The organism is Thermodesulfomicrobium thermophilum DSM 16697 (genome assembly GCF_059568695.1).
This window is the reverse complement of record NZ_JCANTW010000016.1, coordinates 142,919-167,157: the sequence shown is the minus strand read 5'-3', so window position 1 is coordinate 167,157 and position 24,239 is coordinate 142,919. Positions and strand designations below refer to the sequence as shown.

The 24,239-nt window shown below is 60.0% G+C and carries 27 protein-coding genes; 15 read left to right on the top strand and 12 right to left on the bottom strand.

Features of this window, described 5'->3' with window-relative positions; translation table 11 throughout:
* Window positions 1-367: 367 nt before the first annotated feature.
* Genes BR00_RS10080 through BR00_RS10065 form a run of 4 tightly spaced genes read right to left on the bottom strand, consistent with a single transcriptional unit; the run spans window position 368 to window position 3,657 of the window.
* Window positions 368-1,585 carry an RtcB family protein gene (locus BR00_RS10080; RefSeq protein WP_496477469.1) on the bottom strand — a complete coding sequence of 406 codons (1,218 nt, stop codon included), beginning with the start codon at window positions 1,583-1,585 and terminating at the stop codon, window positions 368-370.
* A 1-nt stretch (window position 1,586) separates the two neighbouring features.
* On the bottom strand, window positions 1,587-2,210 hold the full coding sequence (locus BR00_RS10075) for a TetR/AcrR family transcriptional regulator (protein WP_496477468.1): 624 nt from the start codon (window positions 2,208-2,210) through the stop codon (window positions 1,587-1,589).
* A complete protein-coding gene (locus BR00_RS10070) occupies window positions 2,207-2,980 on the bottom strand; it encodes an exodeoxyribonuclease III (RefSeq protein ID WP_496477467.1) in 774 nt (257 codons plus the stop codon). Before BR00_RS10070 ends, BR00_RS10075 begins: the two co-directional genes overlap by 4 nt.
* Window positions 2,977-3,657 carry a metallophosphoesterase family protein gene (locus tag BR00_RS10065; RefSeq protein ID WP_496477466.1) on the bottom strand — a complete coding sequence of 227 codons (681 nt, stop codon included), beginning with the start codon at window positions 3,655-3,657 and terminating at the stop codon, window positions 2,977-2,979. Before BR00_RS10065 ends, BR00_RS10070 begins: the two co-directional genes overlap by 4 nt.
* A gap of 84 nt (window positions 3,658-3,741) precedes the next feature.
* Between BR00_RS10065 and BR00_RS10060 the strand changes: the two genes are divergently transcribed.
* On the top strand, window positions 3,742-4,401 hold the full coding sequence (locus tag BR00_RS10060; RefSeq protein WP_496477465.1) for a 5-formyltetrahydrofolate cyclo-ligase: 660 nt from the start codon (window positions 3,742-3,744) through the stop codon (window positions 4,399-4,401).
* Window positions 4,320-5,075: a purine nucleoside phosphorylase YfiH/LACC1 family protein gene (locus tag BR00_RS10055; RefSeq protein ID WP_496477464.1), complete on the top strand. Its 756-nt coding sequence runs from the start codon at window positions 4,320-4,322 to the stop codon at window positions 5,073-5,075. The genes BR00_RS10060 and BR00_RS10055 overlap by 82 nt, the downstream gene beginning before the upstream one ends.
* A 71-nt stretch (window positions 5,076-5,146) precedes the next feature.
* Here the strand turns inward: BR00_RS10055 and amrA are convergent, their stop codons facing one another.
* The 4 genes from amrA to BR00_RS10035 are packed head-to-tail and all read right to left on the bottom strand — an operon-like array spanning window position 5,147 to window position 10,605.
* Window positions 5,147-5,692, bottom strand: a complete 546-nt coding sequence (amrA, locus tag BR00_RS10050; protein WP_496477463.1) for an AmmeMemoRadiSam system protein A — start codon at window positions 5,690-5,692, stop codon at window positions 5,147-5,149.
* 43 nt (window positions 5,693-5,735) lie between these two features.
* Window positions 5,736-6,422 (bottom strand): phosphoribosylglycinamide formyltransferase, encoded by a 687-nt coding sequence (gene purN / locus BR00_RS10045; RefSeq protein ID WP_496477462.1) that lies wholly within the window; start codon window positions 6,420-6,422, stop codon window positions 5,736-5,738.
* Window positions 6,419-7,933 carry a uroporphyrinogen-III C-methyltransferase gene (cobA, locus tag BR00_RS10040; RefSeq protein WP_496477461.1) on the bottom strand — a complete coding sequence of 505 codons (1,515 nt, stop codon included), beginning with the start codon at window positions 7,931-7,933 and terminating at the stop codon, window positions 6,419-6,421. Before cobA ends, purN begins: the two co-directional genes overlap by 4 nt.
* Window positions 7,933-10,605 (bottom strand): valine--tRNA ligase, encoded by a 2,673-nt coding sequence (locus BR00_RS10035; protein ID WP_496477460.1) that lies wholly within the window; start codon window positions 10,603-10,605, stop codon window positions 7,933-7,935. Before BR00_RS10035 ends, cobA begins: the two co-directional genes overlap by 1 nt.
* 477 nt (window positions 10,606-11,082) lie before the next feature.
* Here BR00_RS10035 and BR00_RS10030 point away from each other — a divergent pair, with 477 nt between their 5' ends.
* The 9 genes from BR00_RS10030 to BR00_RS09990 all read left to right on the top strand — a co-directional run bounded on the left by BR00_RS10030 (window position 11,083) and on the right by BR00_RS09990 (window position 19,096).
* A complete protein-coding gene (locus BR00_RS10030) occupies window positions 11,083-11,472 on the top strand; it encodes a RidA family protein (protein WP_496477459.1) in 390 nt (129 codons plus the stop codon).
* 31 nt (window positions 11,473-11,503) lie between these two features.
* Window positions 11,504-12,505: a D-cysteate sulfo-lyase gene (gene cuyA, locus BR00_RS10025; protein ID WP_496477458.1), complete on the top strand. Its 1,002-nt coding sequence runs from the start codon at window positions 11,504-11,506 to the stop codon at window positions 12,503-12,505.
* Window positions 12,506-12,609: 104 nt separating this feature from the next.
* Entirely contained in the window at window positions 12,610-13,608 is a 999-nt protein-coding gene (locus BR00_RS10020) for a TRAP transporter substrate-binding protein (protein WP_496477457.1), read from the top strand.
* Window positions 13,609-13,659: 51 nt separating this feature from the next.
* The gene (locus tag BR00_RS10015; RefSeq protein WP_496477456.1) at window positions 13,660-14,160 is read left to right on the top strand and encodes a TRAP transporter small permease; all 501 of its coding nucleotides are present in this window, start codon (window positions 13,660-13,662) and stop codon (window positions 14,158-14,160) included.
* A 14-nt stretch (window positions 14,161-14,174) separates the two neighbouring features.
* Complete coding sequence (locus tag BR00_RS10010; protein WP_496477455.1) at window positions 14,175-15,455, top strand: TRAP transporter large permease; 1,281 nt, start codon at window positions 14,175-14,177, stop codon at window positions 15,453-15,455.
* Between the two features lie 167 nt (window positions 15,456-15,622).
* Window positions 15,623-16,744: a hypothetical protein gene (locus BR00_RS10005; protein WP_496477454.1), complete on the top strand. Its 1,122-nt coding sequence runs from the start codon at window positions 15,623-15,625 to the stop codon at window positions 16,742-16,744.
* A gap of 101 nt (window positions 16,745-16,845) precedes the next feature.
* Window positions 16,846-17,655: a GntR family transcriptional regulator gene (locus BR00_RS10000; protein ID WP_496477453.1), complete on the top strand. Its 810-nt coding sequence runs from the start codon at window positions 16,846-16,848 to the stop codon at window positions 17,653-17,655.
* A gap of 65 nt (window positions 17,656-17,720) precedes the next feature.
* Window positions 17,721-18,485: a pseudouridine synthase gene (locus BR00_RS09995; RefSeq protein ID WP_496477452.1), complete on the top strand. Its 765-nt coding sequence runs from the start codon at window positions 17,721-17,723 to the stop codon at window positions 18,483-18,485.
* Window positions 18,485-19,096, top strand: a complete 612-nt coding sequence (locus tag BR00_RS09990) for a TlpA family protein disulfide reductase (protein ID WP_496477451.1) — start codon at window positions 18,485-18,487, stop codon at window positions 19,094-19,096. Before BR00_RS09995 ends, BR00_RS09990 begins: the two co-directional genes overlap by 1 nt.
* On the opposite strand, the gene BR00_RS09985 is transcribed toward BR00_RS09990, so the two are convergent.
* Window positions 19,093-19,533 (bottom strand): NUDIX domain-containing protein, encoded by a 441-nt coding sequence (locus BR00_RS09985; RefSeq protein ID WP_496477450.1) that lies wholly within the window; start codon window positions 19,531-19,533, stop codon window positions 19,093-19,095. The two genes, BR00_RS09990 and BR00_RS09985, sit on opposite strands and share 4 nt — an antisense overlap.
* Here BR00_RS09985 and BR00_RS09980 point away from each other — a divergent pair.
* The 4 genes from BR00_RS09980 to BR00_RS09965 are packed head-to-tail and all read left to right on the top strand — an operon-like array spanning window position 19,532 to window position 21,505.
* Window positions 19,532-19,894, top strand: coding sequence for a hypothetical protein (locus tag BR00_RS09980; RefSeq protein WP_496477449.1), 363 nt, complete (start codon window positions 19,532-19,534; stop codon window positions 19,892-19,894). The two genes, BR00_RS09985 and BR00_RS09980, sit on opposite strands and share 2 nt — an antisense overlap.
* Window positions 19,891-20,379, top strand: coding sequence for an ATP-binding cassette domain-containing protein (locus BR00_RS09975; protein WP_496477448.1), 489 nt, complete (start codon window positions 19,891-19,893; stop codon window positions 20,377-20,379). Before BR00_RS09980 ends, BR00_RS09975 begins: the two co-directional genes overlap by 4 nt.
* Window positions 20,376-20,984, top strand: a complete 609-nt coding sequence (locus BR00_RS09970) for a hypothetical protein (RefSeq protein WP_496477447.1) — start codon at window positions 20,376-20,378, stop codon at window positions 20,982-20,984. Before BR00_RS09975 ends, BR00_RS09970 begins: the two co-directional genes overlap by 4 nt.
* Complete coding sequence (locus tag BR00_RS09965; RefSeq protein WP_496477446.1) at window positions 20,981-21,505, top strand: ECF transporter S component; 525 nt, start codon at window positions 20,981-20,983, stop codon at window positions 21,503-21,505. The genes BR00_RS09970 and BR00_RS09965 overlap by 4 nt, the downstream gene beginning before the upstream one ends.
* On the opposite strand, the gene pcnB is transcribed toward BR00_RS09965, so the two are convergent.
* The 3 genes from pcnB to murI are packed head-to-tail and all read right to left on the bottom strand — an operon-like array spanning window position 21,502 to window position 24,231.
* Window positions 21,502-22,788, bottom strand: coding sequence for a polynucleotide adenylyltransferase PcnB (gene pcnB / locus BR00_RS09960; protein WP_496477445.1), 1,287 nt, complete (start codon window positions 22,786-22,788; stop codon window positions 21,502-21,504). The genes BR00_RS09965 and pcnB overlap by 4 nt on opposite strands.
* On the bottom strand, window positions 22,772-23,422 hold the full coding sequence (locus BR00_RS09955) for a dual CXXC motif small (seleno)protein (protein WP_496477444.1): 651 nt from the start codon (window positions 23,420-23,422) through the stop codon (window positions 22,772-22,774). The genes pcnB and BR00_RS09955 overlap by 17 nt, the downstream gene beginning before the upstream one ends.
* A complete protein-coding gene (gene murI, locus BR00_RS09950; RefSeq protein ID WP_496477443.1) occupies window positions 23,422-24,231 on the bottom strand; it encodes a glutamate racemase in 810 nt (269 codons plus the stop codon). Before murI ends, BR00_RS09955 begins: the two co-directional genes overlap by 1 nt.
* Window positions 24,232-24,239: the final 8 nt, after the last annotated feature.

Genomic DNA, 24,239 nt, shown 5'->3' with positions numbered 1-24,239 from the left:
TCACCGTGGTCGAAAAGCTTGATGACGAGCTCATGGCGCTGGCGGACGGAGAGGCCTTTGTCCTTGTCCCCGTTGTCACGGGAAAATCTTCGGAAGAACCGGCTTCTGAGGAAAAATCGTTGGCAAGAGGGGCCCAGGAACGGGAGCAGACCTCCCCTGCGGCAGAATCCTCATGGCACTGGTATCTTCACCCTCGTGAACCCATAGCGAGGGCGATTCATAACCCCCAGGAGACAACTCCGGGGACTTGGTAGGGGAACAACAACCATTGGTGGAAACCATGACATTTTTATTGTCCCAAACCGTCCCAAAAAGGTGACATTTTCATTGGCTGTTTACACAACTTTTTTTGCGAAAAACCACTTTTTTACGCCATGCGCACGATACGCGGAAAAAACATCGCCCGGATACGGACCACGTCCCGCTGCGCGGCCATGACTTCCCGGATATCCTTATAGGCGAGGGGGATTTCATCCACGCCCCCACCGAGGAGCAGCACCCCGGCCCGACGCACCACATCGTCCAATTGCCGGCGCGAAAACCGGCGCAGGGCCTCCTTGCGGCCCAAACATCGCCCTGCCCCATGGGACGCGGAACACACCGTCTGTCGCGCACCCAAGCCCTCCACCACGTATGCCGGATGGATCATGGTCCCGGGGATGACGCCGAGCACACCTGACCGCGCCGGGGTCGCCCCTTTGCGGTGCACCACCAGGCGCTCTGCGCCCACGTCTTCCATCCAAGCAAAATTGTGGTGATTTTCCACCACAAAAACGGCCTGCGTCCCCAATGCCGCGGCCACCCGCTGGTGAATGAGTTCGTGATTGGCGGCGCTGTAACAGCCCATGAGTTCCATGGCCGCCCAATATTCCTGCCCTTCCTCACTCATGAGATCCAACCAGGCAAGCTGGGCCACGTGCCCCGGAAGTTCGGGATGCAGGCTGCGGGCAAGGGCCGAATAGAACCGCGCCACCTCGCCGCCCACGCCGCGACTGCCACTATGGGACAAGAGCCCCAAATACCGTCCCGGCGCCAACGGCCCCAAAGGATCGGCGAGCTCCACCACGCCCCACTCCACGAAGTGGTTGCCCGCACCGCTGGTGCCGAGCTGCCGCCAGGCAAGATCCTTGTGCTGTCGAGTGACCGGGGACACACCCCAATCCCGGTCCATGACCGGATGCGCAAGCGGGGGATCCATGTGCGCGCCTACACCAAAGCGGGTGTTCTGGAGGAGGATGCCCGCCAACCGTTCCTGCTCCCGCTCCACAGCCGCCACCGGATAGTCCAATACCGAGAGGCGCATGCGGCAGGCGATGTCCATCCCCACCCCATACGGGATCACCGCCCCGCGCACGGCCAGCACTCCGCCGATGGGAAGCCCGTACCCCACGTGGGCGTCAGGCAGAAGCGCCCCTGTCACTGCCACGGGCAGCGTGCAGGCCGCCTCCATCTGGGCCACGGCCTCGGGGTCCAGGTCGCGGCCCACGGCGCTCCAGGGGGCTGCATGCGGGGCCCACGACTGGGACCCCGCTTTCCTGGGGCGAGGTTTGACGGCCTTTTGCGAGGCACGACGGCGCCGGCCCATATCAGCCCTCCATACGAGCACCTGCAGCGCGCAGGATGAAACTTCGAGTCGCGTCAAAAAAAGCGGCGTCGGCAAATCCGGCCAAAAATACGGTACGCACCGCCCCCACCATGGCCGCGTACACGAAAAGCGCCATGGCGTGGGGATCGGCGTGCGGAACCAGGCTCCCATCGGCCTGGCCCCGGCGCACCAAAGACTCGATCTCGGCGATGAGCTCCTGGAACTTGCGGCCAATGCGCTGGCGATCAAGCCCTGGGTTGTCGTCGCTAAAGGGAGAGCAGCGGATGAGGGTGGGGAAGATGTCGTGGTGCTCTTGGGTAAACGTAAAGTACAGCTCCACAAAACATGCGAGGGCCTCAGCGCCGCTGGCTGCCTGGAGCGAGCGCGCGCGGATGAAGGCGAGCACTTCGTCGATGAGCGCGGCCCCGGCGGCGAGAAAGACGTTTTCCTTGTTGCCGAAATGGTGGGCCACCAGGCCAAAGGCCACCTGCGCCTCGCGGGAGATCATGCGGATGGTGGTCTTCGCATAGCCATGCCGCGCAAAGAGACGCTGGGCAGCGCGGATGATGGCCCGCTTACGCGCCGTCCCCTCCACGGGTGGATCCGGCATCTGCGGTGCGGTCATGACACCTCCACCTCCAAGCCCACCGGACAATGGTCCGAGCCCATGACCTCCGGCTCGATCCAGGCACGACGCACCATGGGCAGCAATTCTTCGGACACGAAGAAATAGTCGATACGCCACCCCGCATTGCGGCGGCGGGCGCCAAAGCGGTAGCTCCACCAGGAGTAGGCGTCCCGGGCGTCAGGATGCAGGGCACGAAAGGTGTCCACATAGCCATGCGCGATGAAGCGATCGATCCAGGCGCGTTCCACGGGCAAAAACCCGGAACGGTCCTCGTTTTGTTTGGGGTTCTTGAGATCGATCTCCTGGTGCGCGGTATTGAAGTCTCCGCAGACGATGACCGGCTTTTTCGCCCGCACCTCCTCCGCGCGGGCCAAAAAGGCATCGTAGTAATCGAGTTTGTACTGCAAGCGTTCCGGGCTCATCTGGCCGTTGGGGAAGTACGCCCCGAAAAGCGTGAACCACGGAAGCTCCAACTCGATGAGACGCCCTTCGTCGCGAAACCTGGGGTCAGGCAGGTCCAAGCGCACCGCGTCCGGCTCGATGCGGGTGTAGCACGCAGTTCCCGAATACCCCTTCCGGGAAGCGGCATTCCAAATGCATTGGTAACCTGGCGTTTGCCAATGGGCATCCGACACTTGTGCTTGGTTCGCCTTGACCTCTTGCAAAAAGACCACGTCCGCGTCCGCCTGGGCGAACCAATCCCAAAACCCCTTGGTGATGACGGAACGAAAGCCATTCACATTCCAGGAATAGAGTTTGAGATTCACGACCGCCTCCCCACCTGCTGCAGCGAAGCCTGGAGCCCTTGCGGGGTACGACGCACGAGCACGTAGCCGCCCTGGCCAAAAGCACCGGGGTTGAGGATATGGCTGGTGCCAATCCAGTCTTCTCCCCGGCCCTCGTGGATATGGCCGGTCACCACCACCTCCGGGGCAAAGGCCTCGATGGCGGCGCGCACCCCGGGGCTGCCCACGGAAACGCCACTGGCCAGACGATCGGTGGCCGTCGCATGCGGCGGGGTGTGGACCACGAAGAGCACGTGGGCAAAACGCGCGGTTGCAGCTTCCAGCGCTTCCCGGGCCCACGCCGCCATGGTCGCCTCATCCACCTCCGAAGGGGTGCCGAAGGGCGTGCGCGTGGAGTATCCAACCCCCACAAGCCCCACGCCTGGGGCCAGTTCCCGCACCTGGCGGTGGATGTTGATTCCCCGGCTGTCGAGCTCCGATGCCACCTGGGAGGTGTCCATATTGCCAATCTGCGCCAAGACCTGGGGGCTTCGACGCGCAAAGACGTCCAGCACCCGGCACGCGGCTTCCTTACCGCCCACATTGGTCAAATCCCCGCTGATAATGACCGCCGCCGCCTGAGGGATCTCAGGGACCGCGTCCACCAAAGCCACGTTCTCATGCACGTCGCCGACCACAATCCACACACACTCTTCCATGCATCCTCCACAGCGGCCCGGACTGGACAGGGAGAGACGCGCTCCCTATCGAAGTCCGCACGACGAATTTTTGAGGGTCTTTGCATGTCCTGTCCGGAGAACGCAAGTCTGCGCACCCAGATACGCCACGCCATGCGCGCGCGGCGCCTCGCCCTTTCCGAGGCCGAACGCCACCAGGCGGGCAGGGATCTGTGCGCACGCCTTCTGGCGCAGCCCCTGCCGTGCGCAGTCGCCGTGTACATCCCGTTTCGCGGCGAGCTGGACACCTGGCCCACCATCCACGCCCTCTGGCAACGCGGCGTCGAAGTCCTCGCCCCCCGCTGCCGCGCCCAGTGCCCCGGGGTCATGGACTGGTTTCGTGTGGCTGCCGCCGAAGACCTCGTCCCCGGAAGCTTCGGCATCCTCGAGCCGGATCCTGGGCGCGCCGAGCCAGCCCCCAACGTCCCGGACTGGGTGCTGGTCCCTGGCCTGGCCTTCGATGTTCGGGGCTTTCGTCTGGGCTACGGCGGCGGCTTCTACGACCGCTACCTGGCCGCGCATCCTCAGGTCTGCAGCATAGGTCTTGCCTATGACTTTCAGGTCGTCGACCTCCTCCCTGCAGCGCCGTGGGACCAGCCCGTACGCCGCATCCTCACCCCTACCCGCACCCTGGAGATCTTCCCATGTCCCCAGTCTTCCTCGACTTCCACTTCCCAGGACTGCCCCATATCGGCGTCGCCTTCACCACCTGCCGTGGGGGAATAAGCCGCCCCCCCTATGCCGAGGCCAATCTCTCGTTCGACGTAGGCGACGACGCCCAAAGTGTGCGCGCCAACCGCTGGGCGCTGCGCAATGCCTTGGGCTTTTCCCGCTGGCAGGAACTCCAACAGGTACACGGCGTCGTGGTCGTGCCCGATGACGGCACGGACGCCACGGAAACCGGCGGCAGCCGCGAAGCCGACGGGCTCATGACCCACGAAGAGGGAGTAGCCCTGGTCATCAAGACCGCGGACTGCCAGCCCATCCTGATGACCGACACCCAAGGTCGCTTCCTCGCGGCCCTGCACTGCGGCTGGCGGGGGAATGCTGCGGCCTTTCCCCTGCACGGGGTGCGCGCCTTTTGCAGCACCTACGGCCTCGATCCCAGCGAGGTCCTGGCCGTACGCGGCCCAAGCCTTGGGCCCGGGGCCAGCGAATTCGTCCACTTCGAAAAGGAGTGGGACCCCATGTTCCGCCGCTACTTCGACCCTGCCACCTGCCGGGTCAACCTCTGGCAGCTCACCCGCGACCAGCTCATGGCCGCCGGCGTCCCTGGACGACAGATCTTCAGCATCGATCTCTGCACCGCCTCCTCTCTCCTCTTCTTTTCCTACCGGCGCGCCCACACCACGGGCCGGCAAGCAGGACTCATCTGGAAAAAGCCCGCAGCCACACGCTGAAGCACGGCTCGACCTTCAAAGCAGCGCGCCCGCCACAACGGCGGGCGCATCAAGCACAAACAGCGGCGCAGTCAAAAGACCACGGCCTCGAACCACCAGAGCTCCACTTTCGGCTTTTTCCAGCACCCGCGCGGAAGCCCGGCCTTGAGGCAGGTGTGATCCAAAAAGGTCTCCCGGTCCCACCCCCATTCCACCGCCACTTGCGGCAGAAGCAATCCCGAATGGAAACCTCGGCGCACGATGAGGCCGTGGCGCCCCACTTCCACCAAGCTGGGGTCCGGGCACAGGGTGATGGGCCCGAGGATGGAGATTTCGATCTCCAAAGACTCCCATTCCGCGGCCTCCAACGGCGCAAAGCGCGGGTCCTCGAAGGCCGCGGCCTGGGCCATGCGCTCGATGGTCTCGACCAGGGGGCCTGCGGCGCTCACGTTGCCGATGCAGCCCCGAAGCTGGCCATGACGCTTCAAAGTCACAAATGCGCCGTACTCCTGGGCAAAAAGCGGCGCGCTGGTATCCGGCCGGGACGCCTCCAAACCCAGGCGCCGGGCAATGGCATAGCGGGCCAGGGCCTTACACGCCGTCTTCTCTGCATCCGTGATTTCCAGATGAAATCCCATAGCATTCCTCCGTCAGCACGTGGATCTCATAGCACGAGGGGCGTCACGAGGCTGCAGCCCAGTCCGCATCAAAGGGCGGCTCCAACGTCGGAACCGTCCAGTACCGCCCGCCTCCAGCGTAGTCTGCCCCGGCGACCTCCACCTGGCGGCCGCGCACCGTGATGCGTCCCGACGCCAACCAGGCCAAGGCCTGCGGATAGATGCGGTGCTCCAAGGCGAGGATCCGCTCACCAAGGCTCTGGGGCGTATCCTGCGGGGTGGCGGGTACTGCGGCCTGAATGATGATGGGGCCGTGATCCATATGCTCATCCACGAAATGCACCGTGCACCCTGCCAGGCGCACGCCATAGTCCGCCTGCTGGCCTTGAGCGTGGACCCCAGGAAAAGCCGGCAGAATGGCGGGATGGATATTGAGCACCCGACCCGCAAAGGCATCCAAGAAGACCGGGGTGAGGATGCGCATGAACCCGGCCAGGGCCACGGTATCCACGCCAGCGTCCACCAGGCGGCGCACCAGCTCCGCATCAAAGTCCTGCCGGGAGGAAAACCCGCGGTGGTCCACACAGGCCGTAGGCACTCCGGCGTTCCGCGCCCGCGTCAATCCGTATGCCGCCGGATCATTGGCAAGCACCAAAGCCACCGTGGTCCCGGGCACGTGGCCTGCCTGCACCCGGTCGAGGATGGCCTGCAGGTTGGAGCCGGAACCGGAAACCAAAACCCCGAGCCTCACGCGGCGTCCTCCACCAATGCCTGCACCAAGGCCGGGATGGTGTAGTCACTCGGCTGCACATGAGCGGAAAATCCAAAGCGCTCCAAGGTGGCCGCAGTCACCGGACCGATGCACGCCAGCCGCAAGCCTTGATCCACGAACGGCCGCAGCACTTCCGGCGCCAGGAGGGCGAAAAAATTCTCCACCGTGGAAGAGCTGGTGAACGTCACATAATGGAGCATGCCTTCGCGCAAGAGTTCCAACGTGGACGCCGCATCCGCCTCAGCCAAATGGGTCTCGTACATGGGGAGCACTTCCACCCGCGCCCCGGCCTGGGAGAGGCCCTGCGGGAGCACGTCCCGCGCCACCCGCGCCCGGGGGATGAGTACGGCCCCAGAGGCTGCGCCGCGGGCAAGCAGCCCTTCCAGGGCCGATTCCGCCACAAAACGCTCGGGCACGAAATCCGGGACAATTCCCCGCTGCGTCAGTTCCTGCGCCGTGGCCGGGCCGATGGCCGCCACCCGACACCCCGCCAAGGCGCGGCTATCGCGGCCGCACGCAGCCAAGGCGTCCCAAAAGGCGCGCACGCCGTTGACCGAAGTGAACACCACCCAGCCAAACTCCGCCAGATGGGCGATGGCCTCCCGGGTCTGCGGGGTATCCCAGCACGGGCGCACCGCGATGGTGGGAAACTCGTGGCAAAAGGCCCCCTGCCGCTGCAATTGCTCCTTGAGGTCGCTGGCCTGCTCCCGCGCCCGAGTGATGACCACTCCCTTGCCAAACAAGGGCTGGCGCTCGAACCAATTAAGGGTGTCCCGCAGGCGCACGACTTCCCCCACCACCAGCATGGACGGGGCTTGGATCTTCTCCCGTGCCGCCACGTCGGCGATCTCGGCCACCGTGGACACCCAGGAGCGATGCCGCGGCGTGGTGCCCCAACGCACCAAGGCCGCCGGCATGTCCGGCCGCATGCCGTGCTTCAGGAGCTGACCGGTGATATAGGGCAGATTTTTGACACCCATGAAAAAGCACAAGGTGCTGGTGCCCGTGGCCAAGGCCTGCCAGTTGTGAGCCGAGTCCGGCTTGGTGGGGTCTTCGTGGCCCGTGATGAAGGACACCGAGGAGGCGTACTTGCGATGCGTAAGCGGGATGCCCGCATACGCAGGGCCCGCCACGGCAGACGTCACCCCAGGCACCACTTCGAATTCAAGGCCTGCGGCCAAAAGCTCCTCCGCCTCTTCCGCGCCGCGGCCAAAAATGTACGGGTCCCCGCCTTTCAGCCGGGCGACGTTCTTGCCTTCCCGCACCTTGGCCACGATGAGGGCATTGATCTCCTCCTGCGGCAGGGTGTGATCCCCGCCCTTCTTGCCCACGTAGATGCACTCGGCATCCTCGCGGCACACGGCCAAAAGCTCGGGACTGGCGAGATAGTCGTAGATGACCACGTCCGCCTCGGCGAGCAGCCGCTGCCCCTTGACCGTAATCAGGCCCGGGTCCCCTGGACCCGCGCCGATGAGATACGCCTTGGCCATCAGCCTTCCTCCTGGGCAAAAGTTTCCAGACGCTGCCGCATGGCCAGCAGGGCTTCCCGCTTGGCGCCCCACTCTGCGGCCTTGGCTTCTTCCTTGGCCACCACTTCTGCCGGGGCATTGGCCCGAAACGCCGCGTTGGCGAGTTTCTTGGTCACGGCAGCGAGCTCTTTTTCCAGCTTGGTGAGTTCCTTGGTCAGACGGGCGATTTCCGCGGCAAAGTCCACCACCCCGGACAAGGGCACGAAGAGCTCACACCCCGCCACCACCGCTGAGGCACATACCTTGGGCGGAACCACGGCGGCGTCCACGGTCACGTCTCGCACCCGGGCCAAGGTCTGGATGGCGCGCTCCTGCGCCTCAATGAGCGCCGCATCCGCGCCCTCCGCCCGGACCAGCACCGAAAGCCAGGCCGCCGGCGCAATGCCCAGTTCCGCCCGGATGGTACGCACTGCAGTGATCACCCCTTGCACCAGGGCCATCTGCTCCTGCGCCTCCGGGTCCACGCACTGGGGCCGGGCCTCGGGATAGGGACGCAGGGCCAAGTCCTCCATGTCGAGCACGGGCAGGGCGCTCCAGATCTCCTGGGTGACAAAGGGGATGACCGGATGCGCCACCATCAAGGTCTCGGAGAGCACCTGCCGGAGACAGGAGCGGGCCACGCCGCGCACGTGCGCGTCGTCGGAATGCAGCTCCGGCTTGATGAGTTCCAGGTACCAATCGCAGAACTCATGCCAGATAAACGTATAGATGCTCTGTGCCGCGTCATTGAACCGGTAGGCATCGATATGCTCGCAAAATTCTTTTTTGAGCACCTCCAGTCGATGCAAAATCCAGCGATGCGGCAAGGAAAGCGACTTGTCCGGGGCAAATTCCGGCTCCGTTCCGTCCACATGCATCAGGGTGAAACGAGCGGCATTCCATATTTTATTGATGAAATGCCGGTAGCCTTCGATGCGTGCTTCGGAAAGCTTGATGTCACGCCCCATGGCCGCAAAAGAGGCCAAAGTGAACCGCAGGGCGTCACACCCGTATTTGTCGATCATCTCCAAGGGATCGATGACGTTCCCCGTGGACTTGGACATCTTTTTGCCATGCTCATCGCGCACCAAGGCATGGATATAGACATCATGGAACGGCACTTCATTCATGAAATGCAGCCCCATCATCATCATGCGCGCCACCCAGAAAAAGAGGATGTCAAAACCGGTCACCAAGATGGACGTCGGGTAGAACGCGGCGAGCTCCGGAGTTTTGTCCGGCCAGCCCATGGTGGTAAACGGCCACAAGGCCGAAGAAAACCACGTGTCGAGCACGTCCTCGTCCTGCTGCAAGTCCGTGCTGCCGCAGCGGCAGGCCGTGGGATCCTCCCGGGACACGATGACCTCGCCGCACGCCGCGCACGTCCATACCGGGATGCGATGTCCCCACCACAATTGGCGCGAGATGCACCAGTCACGAATATTGTCCAGCCAATGAAAATACGTCTTGGTCCAGGACTCGGGAAAGATCTGGGTGCGGCCGTCTTCCACCGCGGCCCGCGCCTTGGCGGCAAGCGGCTTCACCGCCACGAACCATTGCTCGGACACATAGGGCTCGATGACCGTCTTGCACCGATAGCACTGCGATACCTTGTTTTCGTAAGGCTCTTCCGCGGCCACCAGGCCCATGGCCCGCAAGTCTTCCACCACTTGCGACCGGCACTCCTGGGCGGAAAGCCCCTGATAGGCCTCAGGGACACTGGCGTTCATGCGGCCATGATCGTCGATGACGCTCACGATCTCCAGGCCGTGCTTGCGGCCAAGTTCCCAGTCGTTCATGTCATGGCCTGGAGTGACCTTGAGGCACCCGGTCCCGAATTCCGGATCCACGTAGGCGTCGGCGATGATGGGAATCAGGCGGCCCACCAGCGGCAGGCGCACCTTTTTGCCGATCAAGTGCCGGTAACGCTCATCCTCCGGATGCACGGCCACGGCGGTATCGCCGAGCATGGTCTCCGGCCGCACCGTAGCGATGGTCACAAAGCCCTCGCCCTCAGCCAGAGGATAGCGGAGATGGTACAGAGTGGACCGGGCTGGGGCGTATTCCACCTCGTCGTCCGCCAGCGCGGTATGGCAGCGCGGGCACCAATTGACCAAATACTTGCCCCGGTACACCAGACCTTCTTCATAGAGGCGCACGAAGACCTCGCGCACGGCCCGGGAAAGCCCTTCGTCCATGGTGAAGCGCTCCCGCGTCCAGTCCACGCTCGCGCCGAGACGACGGATCTGATTGAGGATGCGGCCGCCGTACTCTTCCTTCCACTGCCACACCCGGCGCACGAACTCCTCTCGCCCCAGATCTTCGCGGCGCACGCCTTCCGCGAGCAGACGTCGTTCCACTACGTTCTGCGTGGCGATGCCGGCGTGGTCCGTGCCGGGGATCCAAAGCACGTTTTTTCCCCGCTGACGCATGTGGCGGCAGAGGATGTCCTGCAGCGTGATATTGAGGGCATGGCCCATATGCAGGGCGCCCGTGACGTTGGGCGGCGGAATCACGATGGAATAATTGGATGCTTTTGCGGAGCCCGCGCGCTCCACGTCCGGAGTAAAGGCGCGCGACTCTTCCCAAAAGGCACGCCAGCGCGCTTCCACGCCGGCGGGCTCGTAGCCCTTGGCAAGCTCTGTGGTGGACATGAAATCATTCTCCTTGATGGGACCAGGATCGCGAGCGCTGCTCCGCCCCCGCCACTGGTCGTCGGATGGCGCGGAGCGATGGCCGCGCGAACCGTATTCGCCTAGCGGCAGGGGGGGGAAAAATCAAGGCAAGACGCCGTGCAGGACCCGGGAGGCAGCGCACGGCTTGATTCCAGGCCGCAAGCCCTACGCCCTGAAAAAAGAGCGATCCCATCGCCACCTGCATCCCCTCTCCAAAAAACCTACGCGAAAAAACACCTCACCCCCCCACAAAATCACGAGGCGCAATCATCCCAAACACGCATTACAAAACTCCAACTATAAAGAAATTTTATACAAATTCAAAAAATTGGGTTTGTAATTTCACCGCAAAAAATCTCTTGACACTGGCTTAAAACGCCGAATACTCAATTTTCAAAATGTCGACATTTATAATATCGACAACAAAACTTCCCATAACCCACAGTAGGAGGACTCATGCGCGACAAAGTCCAGGTCACGTCAGAACGAGCTCCGGCAGCCGTCGGACCGTACTCGCACGCCATCGCCGTGCCCGGTTTGGTTTTCATTAGCGGCCAACTCCCCATCGACAAAGAAACCGGCACGTTTCCTGAGGGGATCGAGGACCAGGCGCATCAAGCGCTCAAAAATCTTCAATCCGTGGCAGAAGCCGCGGGGGCGTCACTGCAAGACGTCGTCAAAACGACTGTTTTTTTGGCAGATATCAATGACTTCAAGGCGGTGAACGCCGTATACGCCACCTACTTCAGCGAGCCGTATCCAGCCCGAAGCGCTTTTGAAGTCGCCAAACTACCCTTGGGCGCCAAAGTCGAAATCGAGGCCATTGTTTATAAACCCTCCAACTAACCCATCACCTTCCATTTATAAGGATACGGACATGAATCTCGCAAAATTTCCGCGCAGAGGCTACGTCACCTCTCCTACCCCCATTGAATCAGCCCCATCCTTTTCCAAGGCTTTAGGGGGAAAAGTGAACATCTTCATCAAACGCGACGATCTTCTGCCTGGGTGCGCTGGCGGCAACAAAACCCGTAAGCTCGACTTTTGCATCGCCGATGCTCTCGAAAAAGGCGCAGATACCATCATCACATGCGGGGCTGTCCAATCTAACCATTGTCGACTGACGCTCTCCTGGGCCGTCAAAGAAGGACTGGATTGCCACCTGGTGCTCGAAGAACGCGTCAAGGGGAGCTACCGTCCCGACGCTTCGGGAAATAACTTCCTCTTCCACCTCTTGGGAGTGAAAAGCATCACCGTAGTTCCTGGCGGCTCTGACATGATGGGTGAAATGCAAAAAGTCGCAGACACCCTGGCTGCTCAGGGCAAAAAACCCTACATCGTTCCCGGAGGGGCTTCCAACCCCATCGGAGCGACAGGGTATGTCGCCTGCGCCCAGGAAACCCTGCAGCAGCTCTTCGACATGGAGCTCAACATCGACCACATGGTCGTCCCCAGTGGAAGTGCGGGCACCCATGCGGGCATCGTCGTAGGCATGGTCGGCTGTAACGCAGGTATCCCGGTAAGTGGGATCAACGTTTCCCGCACTAAAGAAGTTCAGGAAGGCATCGTGCATAGCCTTGCGGAAAAAACCGCGGAACGTGTGGGAGTCGTAACTGGAATTCCAAGGGAAGCAGTGACCTGCTTTGATGGATACGTTGGCCCCGGCTATTCACTGCCCACGGACAGCATGGTCGAGGCGGTGAAGCTACTGGCTCGAACAGAAGGGATCCTGCTGGACCCCGTATATTCCGGCAAAGCCATGGCCGGACTTATCGATCTCGTGCGCTCGGGCTATTTTTCCCCGGGGTCCAATATACTTTTCCTGCACACAGGCGGATCCCCTGCGCTGTACGCGTACTTGGATACTTTTCGTGATTAAAACGAGAATGCCTGCGTCCTTGCGCAGGCATTCTCGTTATGGCTAGAGGCCCAGAACCCAGGTAACGTTCAACGCTATGTTTTTCAAAACCCAAGGAGTCTCGTATGTCCCGCCTCAAAAACATCGCGATTGTTTTCGTGGCCATCGTTGCGCTGAGTGTCTCATCCGCTTTTGCAGAACCCATTATTATCAAGCTGGCACACCCCAACGTGCCGCAACATCCCATGGGCCAAGCGTTCATCAAGTTCAAAGAACTTGTGGAAAGCCGCTCCAATGGCAAGTTTCGGGTCGATATTTACGACAGTTCCAAATTTGGCAACTTCGATAGCGTCGTCCAAGGACTGCAGTTCAACATGCTCCAGATGGGATCCGCATCGACCCCCAATCTTGCCCCGTTCTCCGATGATTTCTTGATCTTCGACCTCCCCTTCTTGTTCCCTGACTACGCCTCTACCGACAAAATCACCGATGGTCCGATTGGAAAGAAAGCCGCCAAGGCGCTTGAAAGCAGTGGTATCGTCGGCCTGGGCTACATCGAAATCGGTTTCCGGAATATTTGGAATAACCAACGCCCGGTAAAGGTCCTTGAAGACGCCAAAAACCTGAAGATCCGCTCCACCGCGTCCAAGGCACACATCGCAACCCTCAAGGCCCTTGGCATGAACCCCACGCCCATTGCTTGGGGTGAAGTCTACACTGCATTGCAGCAGAAGACTGTGGACGGCATCGATATCGACCTCAATCTTGCTTGGTACAACAACTTTCCCGAGGTGAACAACCACCTGACCGTCGTCAACAGCATCTACAGCCCGCACCTGGTGATGATTTCCAAAAAATTCCTGGAAAGCTTGTCTCCTGAGGACCGCAAGCTCATCCTGGACACTTTTGAAGAGTGCAAGCTCTACGAAAGAAAGCTGATCCGTGAAGGCGAAGCCAAGATCCTGGAAGAACTTCCCAAGAAGGGCGTGCAGGTCTACGTACTTCCTCCTGAAGAACGCGCCCGTTGGGCAGAAGCGACCGCTGTCGTCTACAAAGAGTTTGAAGACCGCATTGGCAAGGATTTGATTGAGCAGGCTAAGGCGACCATCGCCGGTAAGCAGTAATGTCTTCGACCGGCCGCTGTTTTCAGCGGCCGGTCTTCCAGGAGTACCCCCATGAGTGTCATCCGACAGAACATGTTCAGTAAAATCGAAGGATACGTTTCTGCGACCTTTTTGGCGGGAATGACCGTAATCATCGCTGTCCAAGTCTTCCGACGCTACGTACTCCAAAGCTCACTGGACTGGAGCGAAGAGCTTGCCCGCTATCTTTTTATCTGGTCCGTATATGTTGGCTGCAGCTACGCTACACAAAAAGACAGGCACTTAGAAGTGACCATCGCACGCAGTATGTTCGGACCTACTGTAGCAAAATACGTAACTATCGCAGCATATATCTGCACAATACTTTTCTGCATCTGCATGGCTGTCTGGGGGACACAAATGGTCTTGTTCCTGGAAAGCACCGGACAGAAAACTCCTGCGCTTGAAGTTCCCATGTCATGGGTATACTTGAGTCTTCCTATTGGGCTTGGATTGATGGCCATCCGAACGTTTCAGCGAATTTTGGCCATTTTTCGCGGAGAAATCGACTTTACCGCCATGGCAGTTAAATAGGAGCTACTTTCCATATGAATACTGCAATTATCCTTATATTTGCCTCGCTTGCGATTTTTCTCCTGCTGAGCGTTCCCATTGGCGTGGCCATTGGCTTGAGTGTTATCTTTGGCGTCTGGGCAGGAGGGATTCTCCCCTACGAGTTCATTGTCCAAAAAATGGTCACCTCTCTTGATGTGTTCCCGCTGATGGCTGTTCCGTTTTTCATTATGGCGGGCGAGATCATGCAAAAGGGAAGCATGGCCCAACGCCTGCTCACGGTCTCCAAGAGCCTTGTCGGCCACATCACCGGAGGAATGGCGCATATCTCTGTGTTGACATGTATGTTTTACGGAGCGCTTTCTGGATCCGCCCCGGCTACTGTAGCCGCAGTGGGCGGCATCATGGTCCCATCCATGGAAAAAGAAGGCTATAGCAAATCTTTTTCCACAGCAGTCAATACTGCAGCAGGGTGTCTTGGAGTCATCATTCCTCCAAGTGTTCCACTTATCATCTATGGGACAACTGCAGGAGTTTCTGTTGGGGATCTCTTCATTGCAGGAATAATTCCTGGAATTTTTATCGGGATCAGCCTTATGATGTGCAGTTACGTCCTTTCCAAGCGCTACGGTTATACCGGAACTGGCAAGCGTGCACCGTTGAAGGAAATTATCATCGCATTTAAAGACGCTATCGTCGCGCTCATGGTCCCTATTATTGTACTTGGAGGAATTTACGGCGGACTAACAACACCTACAGAAGCTGGGGTAATCGCCGTTCTGTACTCGCTTGTGGCAGAGGGCCTTGTGCTGCGCACCTTAACATTTGAAAAAATAGGACAAATTCTCAAAGGAACAGCATTGACTACCGCTTCCATATTCCTTGTCGTAGCCACGGCAACAGCATTAGGACAAATTCTTCTTTTTTATAATGTTCCAGATATGCTCGTCCATTTTCTCGTAAATATTTCAGACAGCAAATACGTCCTTTTGCCTATTATTATCATTTTTCTGCTCATTATGGGCACTTTCATGGACGCGCTAGCAAATATTCTCATCCTGACGCCACTTCTTCTTCCTGTAGTCAAACATTTTGGAATGGATCCAATTCATTTTGGCATTGTCATGATCATTTGTGCATCGATGGGCTTTCTGACCCCGCCGGTTGGGGTCAACCTCTTCGTAGGATGCAGCATTGGAAATATCAGCATTGAAAAATTGAGTATTGCGGTACTTCCTTTCTTGTTCACGATGATTGTTGCTTTGCTGTTCATCGTATTCATACCGCAAATTTCTCTTTGGCTTCCAGGAATTTAAAAAGTATACCCGCTGAACTTAAACCGTCAGCGGGTTTTTCTCCTCTTATGCAGATACATTACTCATCCAGAAAAAGCCTGTTCGCTGTCTCCGGCCATGCTGGAGTCGGGCATGTCCACAGTCATCAAGGATTCGTTCAGGATGATTCCGCCGGGTTCGCGGTCGTCATGGAGCTTCTCAAAACCGCCTTCCCTGCAGATACCACTATCAAAGACGCTTCGGCGAATGTCCAAACCGGAGAGATCCGAGTGTGTACCCAAGGCGGAGGTGTTGGGACTGCAACCGCCCGACGTGGGGTGACCCCATGGGAGGCAGACCTCCTCCTGCGTGAGATCGGACTCGACAGCGTATACAGCCAAGCCACTGCTGTCACCGTTTTCGGTCGCATATACGGCCAGGGGGTTCTCGAGGTTCCCGTAGCGTTTCAAGCGGCCTGTTGTCTGGCCGCTATGGACACCCTCCGCACGGCATACCCGGACCACATCATTTTCGGCGCAGAAGATATGCCTGGAAAAATAGGTGGCTACATCGGCGCTCAAGTGGACATCCAGGGGATTCCCGCATCCGTCATGGCAATCGCCAACGCTAATGCAGGAGGGATCGGGCCGGACGAAGACCTGGAAGGCAACATTATGCTGGGAGAAAAGGCCCGGGTTATGAAAGCCTTGGGCCTCAATCACCTCCCAACCATCGTCGTCGAGAGTAAAGCATACGTTCCTTCCGTGTGCCAGGGCGAGACTCAAGAACGCATATGGATTCGAGCAAACGCGAATGTAGATAACACCATTGTGTATGACGCACTTTCCCTGGGTGCCAAAAAGGCACAGATTCCATTTTTATGCTCTCAATCGGCATATCATCGATATACAGGAGAAATGCGATTTTCTACAAAAAAATTTGGAGATCGCATCATCGAAATAGGAAAAAAAATTACAAAAGAGTCAAGATCTTACAACAAAGTCAAACTTATTGCAGAACTTGCATTATTGGTAAGTCAAGATGCTGGAGGCATCACATATATGAGCGCTGATTTACACGATATCGTCTCCGGAGGCGGTCTCCTGCCTGGAACTTCATCAGTACTATCAATGCTTGTCACAGAAAATTACATTAAAAAGTGGAAGATTCCTTTTTTCACTAAAAAAGATTCACAAAAATATATACAAATTATTGAATTCGCAGCCCAAGAAATTTCCAGAAACTGGATTCGCGCCCAAGAGCAACTTCGTGAACGATTTTGTTTTGAAGAAGCTGACTTCGAATATTTACTCAAAAAAACAACTGAATAAATTTTCACGAAGGAAGGCTATTTCTCAATTGACTCTTAGCGTTTTCAAAATATCCTCTCTAGCGTGCAGCGAATTAAAAAACAACACGAGGATCCCAGTCCATGTCTGCAAACATCAAGACATATAGCCTGCAAATATCTGAATACATAAAACAAGCTATTATCAATGGCGAGCTCAACCCTGGAGACAAAGTCAACGAAGCACTACTCGCATCCAAGCTCTCCATAAGCAGAGCTCCAATTCGAGAAGCACTGCAAATGCTCGTTCAAGAAGGGCTTATCATATCTATTCCTCAAAGAGGAAAATTTATAGCATCTCTTTCCCCAAAAGAAATACAAGACTCTTATTTCATTGGAGGTGTTTTAGAAGGAGCAATTGTAGCATCATCAATTAATTTATTTAACGAGAATGATTTTACAAGATTAAAAAAAATCATTATTAATATGAAACATATTGCTGATACAAACGGAAACAAGGATGAACTCGCTTTACTAGACAATGAATTTCATGACATTTTATTTTCTAAAACAGACAACTCTCTCGTTGTAAAACTCGCCAGGAGATCATGCCGTGGCGTATCCAAGTTTCTCCTTTTTAAGTATTGGCGCGACATATTCACTCCACAAGAGATTTACGAAAGGCACTATACTATTTTTGAAGTCCTTAAAACAAAAAATCCATCAGCAATAGAGCAATGTATCCGAGAACATTATATTGATGCCGGACAAAGAATGCAAAAATATGGAACAAATTCAACCAATATACAAAAAAAACGGAACACAGCAAAACACCGAGAAGGACAAAAAACAGATCACCTTTGGGAACTACCATCCCCTGAAAATGAAAACGTCCATGAAGCTGCGCCGAGCAAGGCCGCTACGCTCACCCCTCCCCGGACAACAACTCATTAACAATGTCTCGGTCTGCCCCTCCTCGGGGACAGCCTTACTTCCGTCCGTGCCTCCACTTGCCCCTCATGCCGCTGCGCCCTATGGCTTCGGCCATGGAAGCACTGCGCCTCAACCGCTTTCTCGCCGCCGCCGGGGCGGCTTCCCGCAGGGGGGCGGACGAGCTCATCTTTGCCGGCCGGGTGATGGTCAACGGCGAGGTCTGCCGCGAGCCGGGCCGCCGGGTTTTGCCCGCCGACACTGTCACCCTCGACGGCCGGCCGTTGGAGCTGCCGCAACAGCACGTGGTCATCATGCTCCACAAGCCCGTGGGGGTGGTCACCACAGCCCGCGACCCCCAGGGCCGTCCCACGGTCCTCGACCTCGTGTCCCCGGAATTCGCTTCCCGCCGCCTCTTTCCCGTGGGCCGGCTGGACGTCATGTCCGAAGGGCTGCTGCTGCTCACCACCGACGGTGATCTGGCCCTGCGCCTCACCCACCCCCGCTTCGAACATCCCAAACACTACGAAGTGCTCGTGCGCGGAAAAGTCCCTGCCGCCGCCCTGGAGACCATGCGCCGCGGCATGCGCCTGGCCGAAGGAGAACGCCTGCGGCCGGTGGAGGTCTCCGCCCGACGCCAAGGCCCCAATACCCTCCTCATCATGACCCTGCGCCAGGGGGTCAACCGCCAGATCCGCCGCATGTGCCGGGACCTTGGGCTTGTCATCCTGCGCCTTCGGCGAGTAGGAGTAGGCGCCGTGCGTCTCGGGGACGTACCGCCCGGCTCCTGGCGCCACCTGAACGCCGACGAAATCACTGCCCTGGTCTCACCCAACAGTTCCACGAGGAAGTAATGGCCATCATCACCAAACATTCGGTTGCCGGTTTTTTGGTCGGTGCCATCACCGTGCTGCTCATCGAGCTCATGGCCGGCTCCTGGTCCGCCCAGACGCTGCGAAACGACGTCGAGGCCCGCCACGAGGCGGCCCAGGAAGCCACCCGCCAGGCCGCGGCCCTCAAGCGCTCGGAGGCTGCCGCCCGCGGGGTCATCGGCCTCAATGTGGCGGACCTCACCTGTCAGTTCCAAGACCTTTCCGGCAAACTCATCTCCTGCGCCGATCTGCGCGGGAAGGTCACGGTACTCAATCTCTTTGCCACGTGGTGCCCACCGTGCCGTGAGGAGATGCCTTCCCTCGAGGCCCTGTGGGACAGCGGGGACGCAGCCGTTTACTGTGTGAGCGAAGAAGACCCTGCGGACATCGCCCGTCACCCCCTGGCCCAAAGCCTGCGCATGCCCCTCTATGGCTTTGTCGGGGACGTGCCGGAGCCGCTCCAGGCCACAACCCTGCCGCTCACGTATATTTTGGATACCAAAGGCCGCATCGTGTACGCGCACGTCGGCGGCGCGGACTGGAATCATCCGGAGGTGCGCCAGATGCTCGCCGCCGTGGGACGCATGCCCTAAGGCGCGTCGGCCAAGCGCTGCGCCGCCAGGCGCACCGCGGCAAAAGTCTGGCGGTAGGAGTCCCAACCCAAATGCCGCGGCACCTCGTCCGGCGCAAACCAGGCGGCCTCCAGGTGTTCGGCGGAGACGCGCACAGAAGTGGCCTTTACTGGCGCCAAGTACACGGGTTTGCGCAGTTCCACCTGGGTCTCGGGGATGCAGAAGCAAAATTCTTCGAGCACTTCGTGCAGAGACTCCGGAGACAAAACCACGCCGGTCTCCTCCTCCACCTCCCGCACGCAGGCGGCCCGGGGGTCTTCATGGGGGAGCCTGCCTCCGGTGACCGGCTGCCAATACTCGCCGTGCACGGATGTGGCAGGACACAAGAGCAGCAAAAACCGTCCCGACCGGGGATGATAGAGCCAGCACTCGATACTATATTTGACGCGACCAGCCATGCCCACCTCCCTGCCTGTACTTTCCTTGGACGCCGACACCTTATGGGTGACGACCACGCTGGGCAACGAAATTCTGCTCTTTGCCCAAGCCCCTGAGGCCGCGGCCGCGGGACTTGCCCTATGGGGAAGACGCTTCGGCATCGAGGTGGACTTGGAGCGTGTTGTGCACAGCTACTCCGGCGGAGAACAGGTGCTCTTGGCTGCAGGGCTTTGGGCGGAAATCTGTCGCAACCGTCCGCCCTTCGTGCTCGACCTGCGCCGCGCCCAAGCCGCCGTGTCCGCCGCCAACCGCGCCCGGCTGCAGGCCGCGTTGGCCGAAGCCCTCCCCCAGGCCACCATCCTCATGGAGGACGCTCCATGAACCTCGGCCCCTGGGAATCTCACGTGGACCCGCCGGGGTTCACCTTCCACGTCCCTTCCATCACTCTGCCCGCGGGAAGCATCGTCCAAGTGCTGGGCGACAACGGTGCGGGCAAGACCGTGTTTTTGGAGCACGTGCTCCTGCCGCGCCTTGAGGAACAAGGACTGCAGGTATTTTTCGTGGCCCAGGATCTTGCCCTCCAGGCCCACGTCCTCGCCGCTGCCCTGGCGGCCCAGGGGACGCCGGCGCCGCGTGCGCGAGGGCCCCTGGTAGAGGCATGGGCCGGCCCTGCAGGTGCAGGCGATGTCCTTGTCCTGGATGAAACCGACCGCCACCTGACTCCCGAAGAGATGCACCGACTGCTCGCCCTGCCCGTGGCTGCGGCTTTTCTGGTCTCTCATCAAGTGCGGTCCTGGCCGGTGACCCATTGTCTCTCCGTCACCCGGCGCGGCCGTGCAGTCACCATCCGGGAGGTGCAGCCATGAGCGGCGCCCCCAAGGTGATGCTCCTGGTCCTCACGGTGGCCGCATACTTTGCCGTGGGGGTATTTGGGCCGTGGTACGATCACCTTGCCTTCCAGGCCGCGATCCTGGCCCTGCTTGCGGCGCTGCGTCTGCGAAGCGGCGGCTGGGCGGGTCTGCGGGCAGACGTGCGTTTTTTGATTCCCTTTGTGGGGATGCTCGTGCTCATGGGCCTGATTTTGGACGCACTGGGCACCGGCGGACGCTCGGACTGGACCCTTGACTCCCTGCGCAAGGCGTTGGTGTTCCCCAACTCGTTTTGGAGCGTGCAATTGGCGGCCGCAGCCGTCCGCCTGCGCGATCTGGTGGCCTTGCCGCTGCCCAAACGCTGGCAACGCCTTCTCATCATCAGCCATGCCCTGTTCCACAAAAGCCGCCCCACCCTGGAACGGTTGTGGTGGCTGACCAGTCACGATCCCCACCTGACGCAAGGCGGCTGGGTCCATCGCCATGGGCAACGGCTCGTGGTGCTTCTCGTGGCGGCCCTGGCCGCCATGTACCAACAAACCGAAACCACCATGCGCGTCTACGATGCCCGCATGGCCTTTTTGGAGGAGGAAGACGTATGACCAATGCCCGTATTCTCACCCTCACGCTGACGATTCTCGTGTGCTTGACCACGCTCTTCGTGCGCGTGCCGCTGCCCAGCCGCGGATACTTCAACGTGGGCGACGTGGCGGTGATCTTCGCCGGATTCGTCTTGGGAACCGTGGCCCGACGGCGGCCGCTTGTGTGGGGGGCGCTGGCCGCAGGCCTCGGATCGGCCGCGGCCGACGTGTTCGGCGGCTTTGCCCTGTTTGCACCCCTCACCCTGATCGCCAAAGGGCTGGAAGGGGCCCTGGCCGCCCTGGCCGCCCGGCAGAGCGGACGCCTGCGCTGGTTCTGGGCGAGCCTTGGCGGCGGCGCCATGGTGGCGACCTATTTTGCGGGAGAAACCTTGATGCCCAGTATCGGGCTCCAAGGGGCGCTAGCGGAAGTCATCCCCAACCTCATCCAGGCCGTGGGAGGCGTGGTCTTGGGCATTCTTGCCTTTGCCTTGGTGGAGCGCACCGGCTGGCTGCGCCCCGACCCCGACGAAGACCGCTCCTAAGCGCCGCGCACTCCTGCCCGGCGAGGACGACGCCCCCGCCGCTTCCGCCGGGCGGGCTTTTCCGGACGCGGGGCAGGCAGATGCGCGCTTTGGGCCATCTCCTGCCAGGCGCGGAGCACTTCCTCTTCCCCGTGCCCGCACCGGGAGGCGACCTCAAAGACGGTCAAGGTCTCCGGAAAAGCGGCCTGGGCCAGGAAGCCGCGCTTGGAAAAGCGTTTGCGCGCCAAGGGATCGAAGCGCTTCTGGTATTGGAGCACCATGACCACCCGATCCTGAAGCCACCGGGGCGCACCCAAACGCACAAGCACCGGAGCGGCCAAGTCGCGCACCAAGGCCGCGTACTGGACGACCTCCCCGGCGCGACGATAGCGCTCTTCCACCCAAGCAATGGCCGGCGCCAAAAGCACCGCCAAGTTCACGGCCGGGGTGCCGCGTTCGGGAGACGCCACCACCGTGGCGTCCAAGGCGGCGAGCCACGCCCACAGCCGCGAATCCTGGCCGTGGTCGTGATCGAGAAAATCCGCGATTTCCGGGATGAGGTCATGGAGCAGCCCGGTCTTGTAGAGCAGGCGGAAGGCCGCCTCAGCACTGCCATAGGCAAAAAGCCGCAAGAGCTCGTCGAAGAGCCGCGGCACCGGCGCTCGAAGGATCTGCTGGTGATGCGTCAGGATGGCATGATAGGTGGCGGGCTCGATATGAAAGCCGAGCCGCGAGGCAAAGCGCACGGCCCGCAGCATCCGCACCGGGTCTTCCTGAAAACGCAGGTTGGGGTCCCCGATGGCGCGCACCACCCGGGCGTGGAGATCCTCCAACCCGCCCACGTGGTCGATGACGCTGAAGTCCTTGATGTTGTAAAAAAGGGCATTGATGGTGAAGTCCCGGCGCAAGGCGTCTTCTTCCGGGGTGCCGAAACAATTGTCCTCCACCAGGCACACGTCCCCGTCCTCATCCACATCTGGAGTGCGCCGAAAGGTAGCGGTCTCCACCACGTGCTCGCCAAAGCGGATGTGCGCGAGCCGAAACCGCCGCCCCACCAGGAAACAGTTCTTGAACAGCCGCTTGACCTGATTGGGCGTGGCATTGGTGCCCACGTCGAAGTCTTTGGGGGGGCGCCCCAAGATCAAGTCCCGCACACTTCCGCCCACCAAATAGGCGAGAAATCCATGATGCACCAGGCGGTACATCACTTTGAGGGCATCAGGATGGATATTTTTGCGGGAGATGGGATGCTCGCTTCGGGGAATGATCCGCGGTTGCGTGAAACTTTCAGATTCGATCTGCATAGGTATTGGCAAGAAATTCTTCAACAGTTTCGTCCATGACGTGAGAGTATTCCGCAAGGGAATAGACGTTATGACACTTGGGACACACCAGCCGCACTTCGCGGCACAGACGCTGCAAGGTAAGGAGCCCCCCACAGTCGCGGCAGGGTATGGACGTTTCCAGATGGCGTTTTCCAAAATACATGGGTTTTTCCTCCGTCGGGGCAATCCCCAAATGGCGCATGGCCCAAATCCCGAGGAGCACGGCCTCTGCGGCGTCGCTGTCCAGCGGGGTACGGTGCGGACGGCCCATGCGCGCCAGGGCCGCTTCCGCCAAACGGCGGGCCGAGGCCTTGGCCTGGCGGCCATCCCGGCACTGCCGGGGCAGGAGCATATCCGCCCGCCAATCCTGGGCATGGCATTGCAGAACGCGCAGCCCCCGGGCGCGACCGGCGTGCGCCCAGATTTCCGCCAACCGACCTCCGCCTTCGAGCGCCAGCCACTCGAGGCCTGTCTCCTGGGTCAGGATGGCGTACACCGCCCGCTTGAGGCGGGTCACATTTCCCAAATTATGGGAACGACACCACAGGACCTCTCCTTGGGCGCTCAGCCGGGCAAGCCCGGTACGCACACCGATGTCCACGGCCAACAGCATCACAGATCCAGGATGGTCACGTCACTTGCGGCGATGTGCTCTCCCAAGAAAAGGCTTCCCACCCGCGCAAAGCGCTCTGCGCCATCGGTGGCAAAAAAGGCAACGGAGCCCGCAGCGGCCCCTGACGCAGCAAGCCCTTGTTCTTCCAAGATCCGAGCCACGAACCGTGCCGTGATCTGGGCCGAATCCACCAAGGTGACCTTCGGCCCGGCCGCGGCGGCAATGGCGTGTGCAAGTACCGGAAAGTGCGTGCACCCCAAAACAATGGTATCCACCGGCGCTTGGGCAAGCAGCGGCCGGATGTACGCCTCGGCGGTGCGCCGGGTCACCTCGCCGTCGAACCACCCTTCCTCCGCCAGGGCCACAAAGAGCTGGCAGGGCTGGCCATACACCCTGGCCTCAGGCCGACGGGCCAAGATCTCCCGCTCATAGCTCTTTCCCCGGATCGTGCCTTCCGTGGCGAGGACCGCAATGTGTCCGGAGCGGCTCGCCCGGCAGGCGGCTTCCGCCCCCGGCCCTACCACCCCCACCACAGGGAGCCCGGGATAAGCGGCCTGGAGGGCGTCCAAGGCCGCGGCCGAGGCGGTGTTGCAGGCCACCACCAAAAGCTTGATACCGCGCTCCCACAGGGCCTGGGTGCTTTGCACCGCGTAGCGCACCACGGAATCCCGGCTCTTGGTGCCATAGGGCAGCCGCGCCGTATCTCCAAGATAGAGGAACGACTCGTAGGGCAGGGCCGTACGCAAGGCGCGCAACACCGTGAGCCCGCCGATGCCGGAGTCGAACACCCCAATGGGTAAATCCGTCATGGGCATTC